Source organism: Streptomyces sp. NPDC005485 (genome assembly GCF_040606085.1).
Classification (GTDB): domain Bacteria; phylum Actinomycetota; class Actinomycetes; order Streptomycetales; family Streptomycetaceae; genus Streptomyces.
Genome location: NZ_JBEXDZ010000080.1, coordinates 25,764 through 41,377, shown reverse-complemented (window position 1 = coordinate 41,377; position 15,614 = coordinate 25,764). Strand labels below are relative to the sequence as shown.

Sequence of the window (15,614 nt, the reverse complement as noted above, 5' to 3'; positions counted from 1 at the left end):
GCATACTCATGCCACCTTCAGGCGGATGTTGTGGTGGAGGACGTATCCGAGGCCTGCCTGCGGGGGCGTTGCTTGAGCTTCGCCCAGACCGTGTTCAGTGCCTGGATGTCCTGGTCGTCGAGCAGGTCGTCGAAGAGTCCGGCCAGGACCTGCCGACGGGTGGCGTCGGCCTGGGTGAAGGCCTGGCGCCCCTTCTCGGTGAGGGCGATGAGCACCGAGCGGGCGTCGTGGCGGGAGGGTACGCGTTCGACCAGGCCCCGGACGCGCAGCGCGTCGATGACCCGGGAGACCTGGCTGCGGCTGAGCAGGGTCTTGGCGCCCAGCTCGGACGCGGCGACCGGCTCGGTTCGGCCGTGCAGCCACAGCATCACCTCGAACCAGGAAAGCGGCAGGTCATGGGCTCGGACGAGCGCCTGGTCGACCTGTGTGGTGAGCGTCGAACCCGCCCACACCAGGCCGTAGAAGGCGTGGTCGCGGGCGGGAAGTTCTCCCAGGGTGAGATTTTCGCGGGCCATGGCGTTCATCTTACGCAGTTGCGTGTGTGCGCACACAAAAGTATGGTGTGTGTGCACACACGGAAATGCGAGCAGAGAAGAGGCCGACATGGCCAAGACCGTCCTGATCACCGGCGCCTCGTCCGGCATCGGCCTGGCCGCCGCCGTCGCCGCCGCCGAGGCGGGCTGGATCGCCGTCGCCACCCTTCGTGACACCAGCAGGGCCGATGCGCTGCGCAAGGCCGCCGCCGAGGCGGGTGTCGCCGACCGGGTCCACGTCAAGCGTCTCGACGTGATCGACCCGGAGTCGGTGGCCGCGTGCGTCGACGAGGTGATCGCCGAGTTCGGGCAGCTGGACGCGCTGGTCAACAACGCCGGTGTCGGCCAGGTCGGCACCATCGAGCAGGGCACCGTCGAGGACGTCCGTACCGCCATGGAGGTCAACTTCTTCGGCGTGGTGAACGTCAGCCGGGCCGCCCTGCCCCACCTGCGCGCCTCCGAGGGCCGGCTGATCACCGTCACCAGCGTCGGCGGCGTCGTCGGCCAGCCGTTCAACGAGGCGTACTGCGCCGCGAAGTTCGCCGTGGAGGGCTTCATGGAGTCCCTGGCCCCCGTCGCCGCGACCGTCGGCGTCGATGTCACCGTGGTCGAACCCGGCGCCGTGGCCAGCGAGTTCGTGACCAACGTGGGCCTGGACCTGCCCGCCATGCTGGCCGCCGCGGGCCCGTACGCACCAGCCCTGCAGGCTTACGTCGAGCGGACCACGAAGTCCTTCAGCAACGCGCAGACCCCGGCGCAGGCCGCCGCCCCCATCATCGAGGCGCTGACCGCCGAGCGCCCCGCCTTCCGTGTCCAGACCTCCGACTGGGCCCGCCAGTTCATCGCCACCAAGCTGACCGACCTCGACGGCACCTCGGTCCTCGGCCTCACCGGCGACTGGGTCCGCTGACCGGCCAAGACCCGTCAGCCCGAGGATTCCTTGAGCTTGCGCAGTGCGCGGGTGAATTCGGGAGTCCGGTCGTCGAGGGGGGCGAAGAACTCCGCGTCGCAGCTTTCGACGGCGAGTACGGCGCGGTTGGCGAGAGCCTGGCCTTCGGGGGTGACCGCGAGGGCGCGGGCCCGGCCGTCCTGGGGGTGGGGGCGCCGTTCGACGAGCCCGCGGTCCTCCAGGGCGCGCAGGACCTGGGAGGTCATCATCGGGTCGGTCGCGGCGTGGCCCGCCAGCGCCTTCTGGGTCACCGGGCCGTCGGTGCCGTGCCAGGTGAGCGCCGCGAGCAGGACGAACTGGACGTGCGTGAGCCCGTACGGCTTGAGAGTGGCGCGCTGGGCCGCCTGCCAGCGGTTGGTGACCTGCCACAGCAGCAACCCGGGGCTCTCCTCGGCGTCGGTGAATGCGGAGTTGAGGTCGCGGTCGTTCATCCGGCCATCATGGCCGAGCGGATGAGGCCGAAGTCGGAGGGGGTCAGCTCGACCAGCCCCCGGCGCAGTCGGTGTCCCCAGTTCGCACCGGACGTCAGGTCCAGGGCGCCGTCGAAGGCCCTGACAGGAGCCTGCGTCGCGTCCGCCGGATAGTGGACCCGGCGGCGCCAGGGCTTGAAGCCGCCCTCGTCCGCCTGCCAGATCTCCTCGTCGGCGACCTCGCCGATCGCCGTGAACGCCTGGAGCGGGCGGCCGTCGCGCAGGCTGGTGCGGGGCGAGTAGTAGACGAGCCAGTCCCCGGCGCCGAGCCGGGCCAGGCCGTCGCGTCTGCCGTGGCCCAGCTGGGCGATGCCCAGGCCCGTGGCGCGCTGGACGTGGTCGCGGCAGACGACGCCGAGCCAGTACCTCATGCCCGGGCCTCGCTCGCGGTCTCGGCGACGGCCCGGAGGGACTCCAGATCGCGCTGGAGCGTCTCCTTGATCCCCTTGCCCAGGATCAGGTTCCACACCCGGGCCAGCGGTCCGGCCAGAGTGACCGAGACCTGAACGTCCGAGCCGCCTGCGGGAGCTGCCCCGACGAGGTGATGAAAGGTCAGGCGGGCACCCAGGAGCAGCGAGACGTCGGTGAACTCGCTGTCGGACAGCTCGGCGATGACGAACTTCGTCCTCGGACCCCCCTTCGGCTTGAGGACCCCGGTGGATCCGGTGGCGAAGGGCCCGTCCAGGCGCACCCATTCCGTGTCGGCGTTCCACTCGGGCCAGGTGGCCATGTCGGCCCAGCGGGCGAAGAAGGCGGCAGGTGCGGCGGCGGAGGTGATGCGGGCGTTCCCGAGAGTCATCATGCATTTAGTATGCGCGCTTACTAGTTTGCAGTCAAGGCTCGCCCTTGCCGTGCGTGCCTCCATCGGCCGGCGTGCCCGGTGATCGTCCGAGCAGGTACCCGTCACGGTCATGGCCGCCGGAGAAAGCCGGGTGCCGCACGCACCCGCCCCGTGCGCGGTCGCCCTTCCGTCGTACGGGAAAGAGGTGGCGGCTGCTCCAGTTGTTGCGGGTCCCCTGGACACCCGGCGTCAGAGAACTACGCTCGCGACCACCCATCCACTCCTGGCGGAAGGCGGTGCCTCATGGCGGAGCGGACGTCCAGATCGGAACTGATCGGCGAGTTGTCCTCGGAGTTCCTGGGGACCCTGATCCTCATTCTCTTCGGCTGCGGCGTGGTGGCCCAGGTCGTCGGCGCCGGGATCGGTGACCACGACAGCATCGCCTGGGCCTGGGGTCTCGGGGTCACCCTCGGCGTGTACGTGGCCGCTCGCATCAGCGGCGCCCATCTCAACCCCGCGGTGACCGTGGCCCTGGCCTGCTTCAAGGGCTTCCCCTGGAAGAAGGTCCTGCCGTACTCCCTGGCCCAGACCGCGGGTGCCTTCGTCGCCGCCCTCCTGGTCCGCTGGAACTACAGCGAGGTCCTGGCCAAGGCCGACCCGGGCCACACCATCAAGACCCAGGGCGTGTTCTCCACGCTCCCCGGCAACGGCGCCCTCCCGGTCAGCGAACTCGGCGCGCTGCGCGATCAGGTGATCGGAACCGCGATCCTGGTCCTGGTCATCTTCGCGATCACCGATCTGCTCAACACCCCGCCCGGCGCCAATCTCGCCCCGCTCGTCATCGGCCTCCTGGTCGTGGCCATCGGAATGGCCTGGGGCACCGACGCCGGCTACGCAATCAACCCGGCCCGCGACTTCGGCCCCCGCCTCGCCAGCTTCATCACCGGGTACGGCACCGCATGGCGTGACCAGTACGGCAACCTCTACTTCTGGGTGCCGATCGTGGGGCCGCTGATCGGGGGAGTGGCCGGGGCCGCCGTGTACCGGCTGCTGATCACGCCGTATCTGCCCGCCCCCCAGGACGAACAGGAACCGGGCCGACTGCCGGCACCCGACCCGACGAAGTCCGAGTAGGCGGGCAGGCTCCACGCAATCAAGCGGCCGTCGCCCGAGGAGGCTCGCGCGACGGCCGCCGAGCCGACGCCGCCGTGGGCCGCTCAGGACGACGCCGACGACGAGCGCCGACCGCGCCGTGACCGCCGTATCTCCGTCACCAGCGGCAGCAGCGAGACCACGACGACCGCCGCGACCAGCGGCAGCAGCCAGCGGTCGAGATGCGGCACCGACGAGCCCAGGGCGTACCCCGCCAGGACAAGGCTCTGCGACCAGAGCAGACCGCCGACCACCTGCCACAGGACGAAGGCGCGCACGGGCACGCCCAGGGCCCCGGCCGCCGGATGCAGCACGGTCCGCAGCACCGGCACGAAACGCCCCAGCACGATCGCCTTGCCGTGGCCGTAGCGGGCCAGCAGCTCTTCCGCTCGGGCCGCGCCCCGCTTCAGGCGCGGATTGGAGCTGCGCGTCAAGAGCGCTTTTCCGCCGTGCCGTCCGATCACGAACCCCACCTGCGCCCCGGCAATCGCCCCGACGGCCGCGCACACCAGCACCTGCCACAGCACCAGCTGGGGCGCCTTGTCGCCGCTTCCCGCACACAGCACTCCGGCCGGAAACAGCAAGGTGTCACCGGGAAGGAAGAAGCCGACCACCAGCAGACCCGACTCGGCGAAGATCACCACCAGGACGCCCAGCGCACCGAATGTCGCGAGCACCGAGGCACTGTCCGTCGGGTTGACGGCCATCATCGTCACGGCCGCCGCGCCTGCTGTCCCCACTGAGTGATCTCCTCGTCGGCGAGTGATCCCCCTGTCAAGCATGCGCTGAAGCCGGTCGAAATGCCCTTCTCCCGTTATGTCTGCGTACCCCTGACTCGTTCTTCCAGGTCAGCGGTACGCCGTACGCCCGCGCTCTGGGTCAGCCCACCGTCTCCTTCCGTGCCCGGCGCCGCTTGCGCGGGTGCACGACGTGCCCGAGCCGCCGCCCCAGCAGCAGGTAACCCACGAGTGCCCCGGCGGTGTTGAGGAGAACGTCGTCGATGTCGAAGGCGCGGCCGGTGATGAGTGCCCCTTGCACCAGCTCGACCAGCAGCATCACCGTGGCGGTGATCGCCAGGACGCGCACCACCCCCCGCGCCCGGGGTGCGAGAACGGGCAGCAGCACTCCGAAGGGCACGCCGAGCAGGAGGTTCCCGCCGATCTGCTTGACGGCGTCGCGCAGCGCGGGCTGGGCGAGATAGGCGTGCAGGGAGCGGCCCGGACGTAAGTTGCTGTGGATCAGCGACTCCGACGCCGGGGACGGCTGCAGCGTGAGCCGGGCCAGCGCGACCGCGAACGCCACCATGGCCGTGAAGGCCAGCAGCATGACCAGTAGACGTACAGGGAGCGGGAGCGGCTTTCGGGCCGGTGCCGCCGGCGGTGCTTCGGGCCGGTGAGCGGATTTCGCGGTACGCGTGCGCAGCACTGTACGGACCATGCGATCCTCCCGGATTCAACTGCCGTGACTAACAAGGCGGTTACCCGCATCCGTAGCGACGATGCGGCGCCGCGCACCGACCCCGGCACCGGTTCGCCGGCGCCCCGGCCACGGCCTCCTCGGTTTCCCTTCGCGCTGCCTGGGCACTCCGGGCAGCGACCCGTCGCGCGCCGCCGCCCCGCGAAGCCGGAGCGGTGCTTGGATGACGGAACGGAAATTCCACACAAAGCGGCGGGAAAGGTTCGGTCGGCGTGGCGGGCGAGGTCCCCGGAGGTGGCGTATGAACCGACGTGCGACGCTGCGGGCCGCGGTCGAGGTGCTCGCCTGGTGGGCCGCCCTCGGCGCGCTGTGGCTGGTGTACATCAGCACGGTCGACACCCTGGAACTGGCCGTCGGAGGGGGCTCCGCCCTCCTCGCGGCGCTCGCCGCCAGGGGCGCGCGGCGGGCGGTGAGCGGGCGGTGAACGCCTGGACCGCCGCGGCGACGGCCGTGTTCGCCGGAGGCGTCGGCGCCACGGTGTGTGGCGTGGCAACCGGGCCGCTGCGCCGCAGGGTCGTCGCCCAGAACCTCTCCACAGCCCTGGCCTGCCCGGGCCTGCTGCTGCTCTCGCAGGGATACGACCGGCCGTCGTACGTGGATCTCGCGCTGATCCTCGCTCTCCTCGGTCCCGTCGGCACCCTCGTCTTCGCGCGGTTGCTCGCCGAGGACCTGGCCAAGGACCCGCCGCGCGCCCGGTCCCTCACCTTCGCGGTCGCCGGGCTCGGCGGCGTGGTCGTGCTCGTCCTGTGCGCGGCCACCGGCCCGAGCCGGGCGATGGTGAAACTCCTGGTGATCGGCGCCCTGCTGATCGGCGGGAACCTGGTCGCCTCACGGGCCCTGTCCGGCGGGTTCGCGAGGAGGCGCCATGGATGACCCGCTGATCGTCGTCGCCCTGCTGCTGGTCGCCGCCTCGGCGACCGCGGCCGTCGCGGTGCGCGACCCCGAACGGCAGGCGCTCGTACTGGCCGTCCTCGGCACGGTCCTGGCGGTCCTGTTCACCGTGCTCCAGGCCCCCGACGTGGCTCTCTCACAGCTCGCCGTCGGCTCCGCCCTGACCCCGCTGCTGCTCATGCTGTCCGTGCGCAAGGTCAGACGGCGACAGCGGCGCAAGCGGGAGCCACGATGACCCGGCGGGTACGGCTGTGGCTGCTGGCCCTCAGCGGTGCGGGACTCGCCGCGCTCCTCGTCGCCGCCTGTCTGCGGCTGCCCGGCTTCGGCGGCGACCGGCACCCCTACGGGGCGAGGGCAGTCCACGCGTCCCTCGCCCGACGCACCGCCAACACCATCGCGTCCGTCAACTTCGACCAGCGCGCCTTCGACACGCTCGGCGAGATGACCATCCTCTTCGCCTCCGTCCTCGGCACGGTCGTCCTGCTGCGTCAGACCCGCGACGAACGGCGGGGCGCACCGGAACCCGAGGACGTCGCCCCCGCCGTCCGCCGCTACGCGCTGGTCGTCCTGCCCGTCGCCCTGCTCACCGGCCTGTACGTCATCGCCCACGGACAGCTCAGCCCCGGGGGCGGCTTCCAGGGCGGCGTGGTCGCCGCGACCGCCCTGCACCTGCTCTACCTCGGCGTCGACTACCGCGCGCTGGAACGCATCCGCCCGCTCGGCCTCTACGAAGCCGGCGACGCGGTCGCGGCGTCCGCCTACGTCGTCACGGGCCTCGCGGGCGTGCTGGGCGGCTCCGCGTTCCTCGCCAACACGCTGCTGCCGCACGGCACGTTCAACACCCTGTCGTCGGGCGGCACCGTCCCCCTGCTGAACGCGGCCATCGGCATGGAGGTCGCCTGCGCTGTCGTCGTGCTGCTCGCCCGCTTCCTGGACCAGGCGGTCGAGATCGAGGAAGGGAGCGGGAAGTGATGCAGGTACTGCCCTACCTCGTCGCCGTATGGGTCTTCCTGGTCGGCTGCTACGGGATGGCGACCAGCCGCAACCTGATCCACGCCGTCGGCTGCCTGGCGGTGTGCCAGTCCGCCACCTACGTCCTGCTGCTGGCCGTCGGCTACCGCGACGGCGCGACCGCGCCCGTCTACTCCGACGTGAAGCCCGGCTCACGGCCCGTGGTGGACCCGGTCGTGCAGGCGCTCGCCCTGACCGACGTGGTCGTGGGCGCCACGGTCACCGCGCTGCTGCTCGCGCTCGTCATGCAGATCTCCAAGCGCCACGGCACGGTCGACCCCGACGAACTCTCGGAGCTGCGCGGCTGATGAACCACCTGCTGCCGCTGCTCGTCGCCGTCCCCCTGCTCGGAGCCGGACTCCTGACCGCGGGCGGCCGCCGGGTGCCGCGCGCCGTCGCCGAGACGTTCGGCTGCGCCGTCTCCGCGGGCACGGCGGCTCTCACGATCGTGCTGCTGCTGAACTCCTCGCCGCCATTCGTCGAGTGGGTGGGCGGATGGACGCCCGAGAACGGGGAGAGCGTCGGCATCGTCCTGGTCGGGGACGGCCCGGGCCTCGGCATGGCCGCGCTCGCCTCGCTGCTGACACTGGCGGCTCTCGCCTACTCCTGGCACTACTTCGACGAACCGCCGCGCCGCCACGCGGGCTCATTCCCCGCCCTGATGCTGCTCTTCCAGGCCGGCATGTGCGGATTCTCCATCGCCGGGGACCTCTTCAACGCGTTCGTCTTCTTCGAGCTGATGAGCGTGGTGGCCTACGCCCTCACGGGCCACCGGGTCGAGGAACCCAAGGCGGTGCAGGGCGCGTTGACCTTCGGAGTCGTCAACTCGCTCGGCGCGTACGCCATGCTGACGGGCATCGGGCTGCTGTACGCGCGCACCGGTGAGCTCTCCATGACCCAGATCGGGCGGGGCCTGGACGCGCACGGCGGGCCCGACGCGCTCACCCTCGCGGCCTTCGTGCTGGTCATGACCGGCCTGCTGGTGAAGGCCGCCGCCGTGCCCTTCCACTTCTGGCTGCCGGACGCCCACGCGGTGGCACCCACACCGGTGTGCCTGCTGATGTCCGGTGTGATGGTGGAACTCGGCGCGTACGGCGTCTGGCGGGTGTACGGGACGGTCTTCGCCGGGCCCGGCGGGATCCCGGCGGCCGACCTGGAGCGCGCGCTGACGGTCCTCGGCGTCGTCACGGCGGTCGTCGGCGGCGTCATGTGCTGGTACCAGCGTCATGTGAAGCGGCTGCTGGCGTACTCGACGATCGCCCACATGGGGCTGTTCATGATCGGGATCGGCTCGCTCACACCGGAGGCGGACGACGGGGTCGCGCTGTACATCCTGGGCCACGCCGGCGTGAAGGCCGCCCTGTTCGCCTGCACCGGCATCCTCCTCGACCGCTACGGCTGCGTCGACGAGCACGAGCTGTACGGGCGCGCGCGGCCCCTGCGCGGCGTCGCCGCCCTGTTCGTCGTCGGCGGCCTCGGTCTCGCAGGACTGCCGCCTTTCGGTACGGGGCTCGGCAAGGCGGTCACCGAGGAGGCGCTCGGCGGGCTCTTCACCGCGTTGTTCGTCGCCGTCTCCGCGGTGACCGGGGGCGCCGTACTCCGCGTCGCCGCACGGGTGTTCTTCGGGCTCGGCCCGCCGCCGCCCGAGCACGCCTCGTACGAGACGACCGGCACCGAGGAGGCGCCCGAGACCCGGCACCGGCTGATGCGGGTGCCGGACACCATGACCGGGGTGCCCGCGCTGCTGCTGGCCGCCTCGCTCACCGTGGGCGCGGCGCCGGGCTTCGCCTCCGTGGTGGGCCATGCCGTGAGCGAGGCCGGGTCCGGCGGAGCGATCACCTCACCCCACTGGACCCTCGTGGGCGTACTCCTCGGTCTGCTGTCGACGCTGTTGGCCGCGGGCCTCGCGGCGCTCGCCGTCGCCCGGCCGGAACTGCTGGGGGAACGGCCCTGGACGGGAGCGCTGCGACGGCTGCAGTCCGGGCACATCGGGGACTACGTGGCGTGGCTGCTGGTGGGCGCGACCGTGCTGGGGGCGCTGGCACTGCCGGGGATCCTCAGCGGCTGAGACGGGTGCGCCACTGCGCGCTCACGCACCATAGGTCACGTTCACCTCCTTGAAGCCGAGCGAGCGCAGCAGCCCCTGGAGCATGCCGGTGGTGTTCACCTCGGCGCGCGAGGTGAGCCGGCTGTCCTTCGCCGCCTCGCCGATGTGCCGCGCGGCGAGCCTCTGCACGGCCCGCTCGTCGTTCGGGTTGTCCGAGAAGAGATCGCCGAGCCGGTTCAGGAGCCCCCGCTGCTTGGAGACGGCGTAGGAGTGGTCCGGGTCGAGCGCGGGCCTGCCCAGCGCCGCGTGCGGCAGCCGGAGCGTGGCCGACGTGCGGTCGTCGTTGACCGTCACGTCCTTGGTGTCGAGGGTGCCCAGGTCGACATACGCGTCAACCGTGCCGGCCCCCACGTACAGCGTGCGGCTGCCGCGGATGGCGTCGGGCAGATACTTCGCGTCCTTCTCCAGATCCACCACCACCTGGAAATTGCCCGAGGCGGCGTCGTAACGGCTCATGTCCTGGATCGACTTGAGGAGCGCGGGACCCGAGCGGTCGTGCGTGTCCTCGCCGAACACGTCGTGCAGCCCGAACGAAAAGGCCAGCCGCAACCCGGCGAAGAGCACCACGAGCACCAGGGCGACGGCACTGAGTCCCTTGGCCCACCCGGGCATGCGCTTGATGGACGTCGTCATGTCGACGGTCCTCCTTCCTACTGCCCGTGTTCCCCCCAATTCACGTGGCAGGCAGATCAGTTGAAGATTCAGGGACCGCGCCGGGGGCGCCTCGGTGCGCGTACGGGGCCCGCAGGGCGCGGTCGCCCGACGGGCGCGACCACCACACTCCCTCCCCGCGGGTCAGCCCCGGCAGCCGAAGCTCGACGTCCCGCACCCGCCGGGCCGGCATCTCCCCGGTCACCAGCCAGGCGGTACGCCCGCCCGTCGTCTCCCCGAACTCCGCGCCGAGGGAGGCCAGTTGGGCGGTGACCGGCGCCAGGGCGTCGAGCGGAACCTCCACCTCGAACGCATGGAACGGCTCGTACACGCGGGTCCCCGCCCGCTCCAGGGCGCGCCGCAGCACGAGCGGAGTCAGACCTCGGAAGTCGGCGGCCGTGCTGAGCGGTCCGACATATCCCGATCGGATGAGCGTGACCCGGCAGTCCGTCACCGCCCAGCCGCGGGGACCGTCGAGCAGGGCCGTATGGACCGTGTCCTCGATGGCCTGGTGGAACGCCCGGGGCAGGGCGCCGAGTTCGGTCTCGTAGGCGAACACCGAGCCGGAGCCGACCGGTCCCGGCTCGACGCGCAGGCCGACCGTCGCCCAGAACCCCGAGTGTCCGTGCCGCCGGATCTCCTCGACCGCCTCACCGGTGCCGCTCGGGCGTTCCAGCAACCGGACGCGGCTCGGCTCGAAGTCCGCCTCGATACCGAAGTCCTGCGCGAGCGTCGCCGCCAGGACCTCCTTCTGCACCTCTCCGTACAGGAGCAGCGCGGTGCTGCCGGACGCGGCGGGCCGGGCATGGATCAGGGGGTCCTGGTCCGCCAGGGCGAGCAGTGCGGAACGCAGGGGCGCCGCCTGCTCCGGGCGCCGGGCCCGCACCAGGGTCTCCAGGGTCGGCGCCGCGAACTGCGGTGCACGGGCGGTGACTTCGCCCAGGCGGTCGCCCACCCGGACCCCGGCGACACCGCGCAGCGCGGCGATGTCGCCCGGGGTGAGCGTGGTGACGCCGGGCCGTCCGACCACGTCCAGGGCCATCGCCCGCCCCGGCACCCGGGTGGTGCGGCCGTCGGCCTCGCGGCGGACGAAGCTCAGCCGTTGACGCAGTGTCACCTCACCGTCGTACAGCCGCAGATACGCGATCCGCTCGCCGCCCGGGCCCGGCCGGACGGCGAAGACCGTGCCACGCGGCGAGGCCGGGGGACCGTCCGGCGCGGCGCCGGGTGTGGTGCCCGTGCGCTCCACGGCCGACTGCGCGGCGCCGGGGACCAGCCGGACCAGTCCCCGCACGAGCTCGGCGACTCCCTGTCCGCCCAGCGCCGATCCGAAGTAGACCGGGTGGAGGGAGCCGTCGGCGGTCCGTGCGGTGAGGGCTGTGTGCACCTCGTCCTGCGTCGGCGCGGGGCCGTCCACGACCGCGGCGAGGACGCCGGCGTCCACCTCGGCGAGTGTTCCGAGCGCCGGCTCGTCCAGCGGGCGCGGCACGACCCGGGCGTGGGGGGTTCCGATGTTCCGCACGCCCGTGAGCGGGATGACGTACGGCGTCAGGCGTCGGCCGATCTCGGCGAGGAGCTCCTGTTCGCGCGCGCCCGCCCGGTCGATCTTGTTGACGAAGACGAGGGTGGGCAGGCCGAGCCGCCGCAGGGTCCTCATCAGGACCCGCGTCTGTGCCTGGACGCCCTCCACCGCGGAGAGCAGCAGCACCGCACCGTCCAGGACCTCCAGAGCGCGCTCCACCTCGGCGATGAAGTCGGCGTGCCCGGGGGTGTCGATCAGGTTGATCTGCACGTCACCGACGGTGAACGCGGCGACAGCCGAACGGATGGTGATGCCGCGCTGCCGCTCGATGTGCCCGTCGTCGGTGCGGGTGTCCCCGCCGTCGACGCTGCCGAGCCGGTCGATGGCGCCGCCGTCGAACAGCAGCCGCTCGGTGAGGCTGGTCTTACCGGCGTCGACGTGGGCCAGAATTCCGATGTTCAGGGTGTGCATGCGTGATCGAGTCCTCGAGAACAGTCGTCCGGTGGGGGCGCTGAGAAGTTCCGAGGAATCGGCGCATTCGGCTCTCCTGCTTCGAGTGGCTTCGAGTGGCTTTAAGTGACACGGACGGGATCCGGCCGCGCCATCATGCCGTGCCCCCGACGGCCGTCCGCAACCGGTTTTCCACCTGGCAGAGCGCCCGGGGGAGCCCAGTAGCATGAGGCACGCATCCCCGGTCGCGATCATGCGAGGAGCCGTCGTGCGTGACATCGCCGTGTTCAGCGGTAGTGCCCATCCCGAGCTGGCGGCGGAGGTCTGCACCCATCTGGGCGTGCCGCTCAGTCCGACCCGGGTCAGCCGATTCGCCAACGACTGTCTGGAGGTACAGCTCCAGGCCAACTGCCGCGAGCGTGATGTGTTCCTCGTACAGCCGCTGGTCAAGCCCGTGCAGGAACATCTCGTCGAGCTGCTGCTGATGTGCGACGCGGCCAGGGGCGCGTCGGCCGGGCGGATCACCGTGGTGATGCCGCACTACTCGTACGCCCGCTCGGACAAGAAGGACGAGCCACGCATCTCGCTCGGCGGGCGGCTGGTCGCCGACCTGATGGTGGCGGCCGGGGCGAGCCGCGTCCTCGCCATGACACTGCACTCGCCGCAGGTGCACGGCTTCTTCTCGGTTCCGGTCGACCATCTGCACGCCCTGCGTGAGCTGGCCGCCCACTTCCGCGGCTACGACCTGTCGCGGACCACGGTCGTCTCGCCGGACCTCGGCAACGCGAAGGAGGCGGCCGCGTTCGCCCGGATGATCGGCGCCCAGGTGGCCGCGGGCGCCAAGCAGCGGTTCGCCGACGACCGGGTGAGCATCAACTCCGTCATCGGTGAGGTGGCCGGCCGTGACGTCATCGTGCTCGACGACGAGATCGCCAAGGGCAGCACGGTGCTGGAACTCCTGGAGCGGCTGCGGGAGTTGGGGCCGCGGTCGATCCGGGTGGCCTGCACGCACGGGCTGTTCGCGGCCGGTGCGCTCAAGCGGCTGAGCGATCAGGACGACATCCTGGAGATCGTGTGCACGAACACCGTGCCGATCCCGCGCGAGGAGCACACCGAGAAGCTGCGGGTCCTGTCCATCGCTCCCGCACTGTCCGAGGCCGTGCGCCGTATTCACAACGGGGAGTCCGTCAGCGCCCTGTTCGACGCGCCCCGGAGCGAATAGACAGGACGTAGCGAAGAGCCGCAAGGCAGCGCAGCGCAGGAAAGCAGCGAGAGCCGGAGAGCAGCAAGCAACGCTCGGTGTCACCCAGGTGATCAGGAGGGTTTGCAGTGGCCAAGGCGAAATTCGAGCGGACCAAGCCGCATGTCAACATCGGCACCATCGGTCACATCGACCACGGGAAGACGACGCTCACGGCGGCCATGACGAAGGTGTTGCACGATCGGTTCCCCGACCTGAACCCGTTCACGCCCTTCGACCAGATCGACAAGGCGCCCGAGGAGCGCCAGCGCGGCATCACGATCTCGATCGCCCATGTCGAGTACCAGACGGAGAACCGGCACTACGCGCACGTCGACTGCCCGGGGCACGCCGACTACATCAAGAACATGATCACCGGGGCCGCGCAGATGGACGGCGCGATCCTGGTGGTCGCGGCGACCGACGGCCCGATGCCGCAGACCAAGGAACATGTGCTGCTGGCCCGGCAGGTGGGCGTCCCGTACATCGTGGTCGCGCTCAACAAGACGGACATGGTGGACGACGAGGAGATCCTCGAACTCGTCGAGCTCGAAGTGCGTGAGCTGCTGACCGAGTACGAGTTCCCCGGCGACGACGTGCCCGTGGTCCGGGTCTCCGCGCTCAAGGCCCTGGAGGGCGACTCGCAGTGGAGCGCGTCGATCCTCGAACTCCTGGAGGCCGTGGACACCGCGATTCCGGAGCCGCAGCGTGATGTCGACAAGCCGTTCCTGATGCCGATCGAGGACGTGTTCACGATCACCGGCCGCGGCACCGTCGTCACCGGTCGCATCGAGCGCGGGGTGCTCAAGGTCAACCACGAGGTCGAGATCATCGGCATCCATGAGCAGAAGACGAAGACGACCGTCACGGGGATCGAGATGTTCCGCAAGCTGCTCGACGAGGGCCGGGCCGGCGAGAACGTCGGGCTGCTGCTGCGGGGCGTGAAGCGCGAGGACGTCGAGCGTGGCCAGGTGGTCATCAGGCCCGGTTCGGTGACCCCGCACACCGAGTTCGAGGCACGGGCGTACATCCTGTCGAAGGACGAGGGCGGTCGGCACACGCCCTTCTTCGACAACTACCGCCCGCAGTTCTACTTCCGCACGACGGACGTGACCGGGGTCGTGACGCTGCCCAAGGGCACCGAGATGGTGATGCCGGGCGACAACACGACCATGGATGTGGTGCTGATCCAGCCCATCGCCATGGAGGAGGGGCTGAAGTTCGCCATCCGCGAGGGCGGTCGGACGGTCGGCGCGGGCCAGGTCACAAAGATCCTGAAGTAGCCTCGGGCAGGCTCAGCGCCTCGTCGAGCGAGGCCGACGGCGGCAGCAGCGCGGCGAAGCCGGTCACCTTGAGGACGCGCAGCGTCAGCGGGTGGGTGCAGACGAGGTGCAGCTGCCCGCCCTTGGCCAGGACGCGGCGCCTGGCCCGGTAGAGCAGGCGCAGTCCGGAGCAGTCGAAGAACTCGACGGGCCGCAGGTCGATCACGATCTGCGGTTCCGGGTGCGCGGTCACGGAGTCGAGGTACGGAATGATCTCCAGGGCCGCGCCGATGTCGATCTCGCCGTGGAATTCGAGAACGGTGTGACCCCGGTGCCTGTGGACGCGCAGATGCCGGGTGAGTGGCGCAGGATCGCTCTGCACGACGACATCGCCTCCAACCGGCTGCTGACCCGCTCCTGCTGGCAAGGCCCAGGAGTCACCGGGGGCCGGGGTGACGACATCCAGAGATCCTAGACACGTCACTGAGGCGCCGGTGGTTGCAAAACCGTTCCCTGCTCTGCAAGTTACCCTCGTTGGAGTGAATTCCAGCATGTTCGGTTGACATATGTCTTTGATTTGCGCGGCGAGTTGGCCCATGAGTTTCGTGTGAGTTGTCGCGGGTGTGGGCGCGCCGCGTGCGCGATCCGCGACCGACGCCTACGACAGCGCGTGCCAGGACCTGGACAGTGCCTCGCGGAACTGGTCGGTCTGGTGCGCCGTGAGGTCGCGGACCATCCGCTCCTCCAGCTCGCGCACCGGCTCGGTGAAGCGCTCGAGCAGCTCGCGGCCCTCGTCGGTGAGCAGGATCAGCAGCTCGCGCCGATTGCGCGGATTGCGCTCGCGGCGCACGAGTCCGCGGTTCTCCAGGGAGCGCACCAGGTCGGCCATGGACTGCGCGGTCACGAACGAGTCGCGCGCGAGCTGGGCCGCCGAGAGGCCGTCATGCCGCTCCAGCACGGTGAGCGAGGTGTACTGCAGAGCGGTGATCCCGGCCGGCTTCACCAGCTCGTCGAGTCGTGAGCGTACGACGAGCTCCACCTGCTTGACCATGTAGAGCAGTGACGGGGGTGCCTTGGTGACGACCATGGGTTCACCCTAAACCATTGACAGGAAACCTG

General features: G+C 70.7%; 20 protein-coding genes. 10 read left to right on the top strand and 10 right to left on the bottom strand.

What is annotated here, in order from left to right; all coding sequences use genetic code 11:
* Nucleotides 1–17: 17 nt before the first annotated feature.
* On the bottom strand, nt 18–515 hold the full coding sequence (locus ABZS97_RS25275; RefSeq protein ID WP_356140748.1) for a MarR family transcriptional regulator: 498 nt from the start codon (nt 513–515) through the stop codon (nt 18–20).
* An 88-nt stretch (nt 516–603) separates the two neighbouring features.
* On the opposite strand from ABZS97_RS25275, the gene ABZS97_RS25270 reads away from it, so the two are divergent.
* Nucleotides 604–1,443, top strand: a complete 840-nt coding sequence (locus ABZS97_RS25270) for an SDR family NAD(P)-dependent oxidoreductase (RefSeq protein WP_356140746.1) — start codon at nt 604–606, stop codon at nt 1,441–1,443.
* A gap of 14 nt (nt 1,444–1,457) precedes the next feature.
* On the opposite strand, the gene ABZS97_RS25265 is transcribed toward ABZS97_RS25270, so the two are convergent.
* The 3 genes from ABZS97_RS25265 to ABZS97_RS25255 are packed head-to-tail and all read right to left on the bottom strand — an operon-like array spanning nt 1,458 to nt 2,754.
* Nucleotides 1,458–1,913 carry a MarR family transcriptional regulator gene (locus ABZS97_RS25265; RefSeq protein WP_356140744.1) on the bottom strand — a complete coding sequence of 152 codons (456 nt, stop codon included), beginning with the start codon at nt 1,911–1,913 and terminating at the stop codon, nt 1,458–1,460.
* Complete coding sequence (locus tag ABZS97_RS25260; RefSeq protein ID WP_356140743.1) at nt 1,910–2,323, bottom strand: EVE domain-containing protein; 414 nt, start codon at nt 2,321–2,323, stop codon at nt 1,910–1,912. Before ABZS97_RS25260 ends, ABZS97_RS25265 begins: the two co-directional genes overlap by 4 nt.
* Nucleotides 2,320–2,754 carry an SRPBCC family protein gene (locus ABZS97_RS25255; RefSeq protein ID WP_356140741.1) on the bottom strand — a complete coding sequence of 145 codons (435 nt, stop codon included), beginning with the start codon at nt 2,752–2,754 and terminating at the stop codon, nt 2,320–2,322. Before ABZS97_RS25255 ends, ABZS97_RS25260 begins: the two co-directional genes overlap by 4 nt.
* 282 nt (nt 2,755–3,036) lie before the next feature.
* On the opposite strand from ABZS97_RS25255, the gene ABZS97_RS25250 reads away from it, so the two are divergent.
* A complete protein-coding gene (locus ABZS97_RS25250; RefSeq protein ID WP_356140739.1) occupies nt 3,037–3,867 on the top strand; it encodes an MIP/aquaporin family protein in 831 nt (276 codons plus the stop codon).
* Between the two features lie 83 nt (nt 3,868–3,950).
* Here ABZS97_RS25250 and ABZS97_RS25245 read toward each other — a convergent pair whose 3' ends face one another.
* Nucleotides 3,951–4,595, bottom strand: a complete 645-nt coding sequence (locus ABZS97_RS25245) for a DedA family protein (protein ID WP_356140752.1) — start codon at nt 4,593–4,595, stop codon at nt 3,951–3,953.
* 169 nt (nt 4,596–4,764) lie between these two features.
* On the bottom strand, nt 4,765–5,322 hold the full coding sequence (locus tag ABZS97_RS25240) for a VanZ family protein (protein WP_356140737.1): 558 nt from the start codon (nt 5,320–5,322) through the stop codon (nt 4,765–4,767).
* Nucleotides 5,323–5,602: 280 nt separating this feature from the next.
* Here ABZS97_RS25240 and ABZS97_RS25235 point away from each other — a divergent pair, with 280 nt between their 5' ends.
* Genes ABZS97_RS25235 through ABZS97_RS25210 form a run of 6 tightly spaced genes read left to right on the top strand, consistent with a single transcriptional unit; the run spans nt 5,603 to nt 9,331 of the window.
* On the top strand, nt 5,603–5,785 hold the full coding sequence (locus ABZS97_RS25235; RefSeq protein ID WP_356140735.1) for a hypothetical protein: 183 nt from the start codon (nt 5,603–5,605) through the stop codon (nt 5,783–5,785).
* Nucleotides 5,782–6,234, top strand: a complete 453-nt coding sequence (locus ABZS97_RS25230) for an MrpF/PhaF family protein (RefSeq protein ID WP_356140733.1) — start codon at nt 5,782–5,784, stop codon at nt 6,232–6,234. The genes ABZS97_RS25235 and ABZS97_RS25230 overlap by 4 nt, the downstream gene beginning before the upstream one ends.
* Complete coding sequence (locus ABZS97_RS25225; protein WP_356140731.1) at nt 6,227–6,487, top strand: DUF4040 domain-containing protein; 261 nt, start codon at nt 6,227–6,229, stop codon at nt 6,485–6,487. Before ABZS97_RS25230 ends, ABZS97_RS25225 begins: the two co-directional genes overlap by 8 nt.
* On the top strand, nt 6,484–7,224 hold the full coding sequence (locus ABZS97_RS25220; protein ID WP_356140729.1) for an MnhB domain-containing protein: 741 nt from the start codon (nt 6,484–6,486) through the stop codon (nt 7,222–7,224). Before ABZS97_RS25225 ends, ABZS97_RS25220 begins: the two co-directional genes overlap by 4 nt.
* On the top strand, nt 7,224–7,571 hold the full coding sequence (locus ABZS97_RS25215) for a sodium:proton antiporter (protein WP_356140728.1): 348 nt from the start codon (nt 7,224–7,226) through the stop codon (nt 7,569–7,571). The genes ABZS97_RS25220 and ABZS97_RS25215 overlap by 1 nt, the downstream gene beginning before the upstream one ends.
* Entirely contained in the window at nt 7,571–9,331 is a 1,761-nt protein-coding gene (locus ABZS97_RS25210; RefSeq protein WP_356140726.1) for a complex I subunit 5 family protein, read from the top strand. Before ABZS97_RS25215 ends, ABZS97_RS25210 begins: the two co-directional genes overlap by 1 nt.
* A 21-nt stretch (nt 9,332–9,352) precedes the next feature.
* Here the strand turns inward: ABZS97_RS25210 and ABZS97_RS25205 are convergent, their stop codons facing one another.
* Both ABZS97_RS25205 and otr(A) read right to left on the bottom strand, forming a co-directional pair.
* Complete coding sequence (locus ABZS97_RS25205) at nt 9,353–10,003, bottom strand: DUF4230 domain-containing protein (RefSeq protein WP_356140724.1); 651 nt, start codon at nt 10,001–10,003, stop codon at nt 9,353–9,355.
* A gap of 40 nt (nt 10,004–10,043) precedes the next feature.
* Nucleotides 10,044–12,014 carry a tetracycline resistance ribosomal protection protein Otr(A) gene (gene otr(A), locus ABZS97_RS25200; protein WP_356140722.1) on the bottom strand — a complete coding sequence of 657 codons (1,971 nt, stop codon included), beginning with the start codon at nt 12,012–12,014 and terminating at the stop codon, nt 10,044–10,046.
* 247 nt (nt 12,015–12,261) lie between these two features.
* Here otr(A) and ABZS97_RS25195 point away from each other — a divergent pair, with 247 nt between their 5' ends.
* On the top strand, nt 12,262–13,215 hold the full coding sequence (locus tag ABZS97_RS25195; protein ID WP_356140750.1) for a ribose-phosphate pyrophosphokinase: 954 nt from the start codon (nt 12,262–12,264) through the stop codon (nt 13,213–13,215).
* A 107-nt stretch (nt 13,216–13,322) separates the two neighbouring features.
* Nucleotides 13,323–14,516, top strand: a complete 1,194-nt coding sequence (tuf, locus tag ABZS97_RS25190) for an elongation factor Tu (protein ID WP_356140720.1) — start codon at nt 13,323–13,325, stop codon at nt 14,514–14,516.
* On the opposite strand, the gene ABZS97_RS25185 is transcribed toward tuf, so the two are convergent.
* The gene (locus tag ABZS97_RS25185; RefSeq protein ID WP_356140718.1) at nt 14,497–14,877 is read right to left on the bottom strand and encodes an anti-sigma factor antagonist; all 381 of its coding nucleotides are present in this window, start codon (nt 14,875–14,877) and stop codon (nt 14,497–14,499) included. The genes tuf and ABZS97_RS25185 overlap by 20 nt on opposite strands.
* Nucleotides 14,878–15,153: 276 nt before the next feature.
* Nucleotides 15,154–15,582, bottom strand: a complete 429-nt coding sequence (locus ABZS97_RS25180; protein WP_356140716.1) for a MarR family transcriptional regulator — start codon at nt 15,580–15,582, stop codon at nt 15,154–15,156.
* Between the last annotated feature and the right edge of the window lie 32 nt (nt 15,583–15,614).

Bases quoted from the DNA above. Each gene is read 5' to 3' on its own strand.
- ABZS97_RS25245 (WP_356140752.1), bottom strand. From the start codon at position 4,595: ATGATGGCCGTCAACCCGACGGACAGTGCCTCGGTGCTCGCGACATTC.
- ABZS97_RS25240 (WP_356140737.1), bottom strand. From the start codon at position 5,322: ATGGTCCGTACAGTGCTGCGCACGCGTACCGCGAAATCCGCTCACCGG.
- ABZS97_RS25225 (WP_356140731.1), top strand. From the start codon at position 6,227: ATGGATGACCCGCTGATCGTCGTCGCCCTGCTGCTGGTCGCCGCCTCG.
- ABZS97_RS25205 (WP_356140724.1), bottom strand. From the start codon at position 10,003: ATGACGACGTCCATCAAGCGCATGCCCGGGTGGGCCAAGGGACTCAGT.
- ABZS97_RS25250 (WP_356140739.1), top strand. From the start codon at position 3,037: ATGGCGGAGCGGACGTCCAGATCGGAACTGATCGGCGAGTTGTCCTCG.
- ABZS97_RS25235 (WP_356140735.1), top strand. From the start codon at position 5,603: ATGAACCGACGTGCGACGCTGCGGGCCGCGGTCGAGGTGCTCGCCTGG.
- ABZS97_RS25215 (WP_356140728.1), top strand. From the start codon at position 7,224: ATGCAGGTACTGCCCTACCTCGTCGCCGTATGGGTCTTCCTGGTCGGC.
- ABZS97_RS25265 (WP_356140744.1), bottom strand. From the start codon at position 1,913: ATGAACGACCGCGACCTCAACTCCGCATTCACCGACGCCGAGGAGAGC.
- ABZS97_RS25260 (WP_356140743.1), bottom strand. From the start codon at position 2,323: ATGAGGTACTGGCTCGGCGTCGTCTGCCGCGACCACGTCCAGCGCGCC.
- ABZS97_RS25220 (WP_356140729.1), top strand. From the start codon at position 6,484: ATGACCCGGCGGGTACGGCTGTGGCTGCTGGCCCTCAGCGGTGCGGGA.
- ABZS97_RS25270 (WP_356140746.1), top strand. From the start codon at position 604: ATGGCCAAGACCGTCCTGATCACCGGCGCCTCGTCCGGCATCGGCCTG.
- ABZS97_RS25210 (WP_356140726.1), top strand. From the start codon at position 7,571: ATGAACCACCTGCTGCCGCTGCTCGTCGCCGTCCCCCTGCTCGGAGCC.
- ABZS97_RS25180 (WP_356140716.1), bottom strand. From the start codon at position 15,582: ATGGTCGTCACCAAGGCACCCCCGTCACTGCTCTACATGGTCAAGCAG.
- ABZS97_RS25275 (WP_356140748.1), bottom strand. From the start codon at position 515: ATGGCCCGCGAAAATCTCACCCTGGGAGAACTTCCCGCCCGCGACCAC.
- ABZS97_RS25255 (WP_356140741.1), bottom strand. From the start codon at position 2,754: ATGATGACTCTCGGGAACGCCCGCATCACCTCCGCCGCCGCACCTGCC.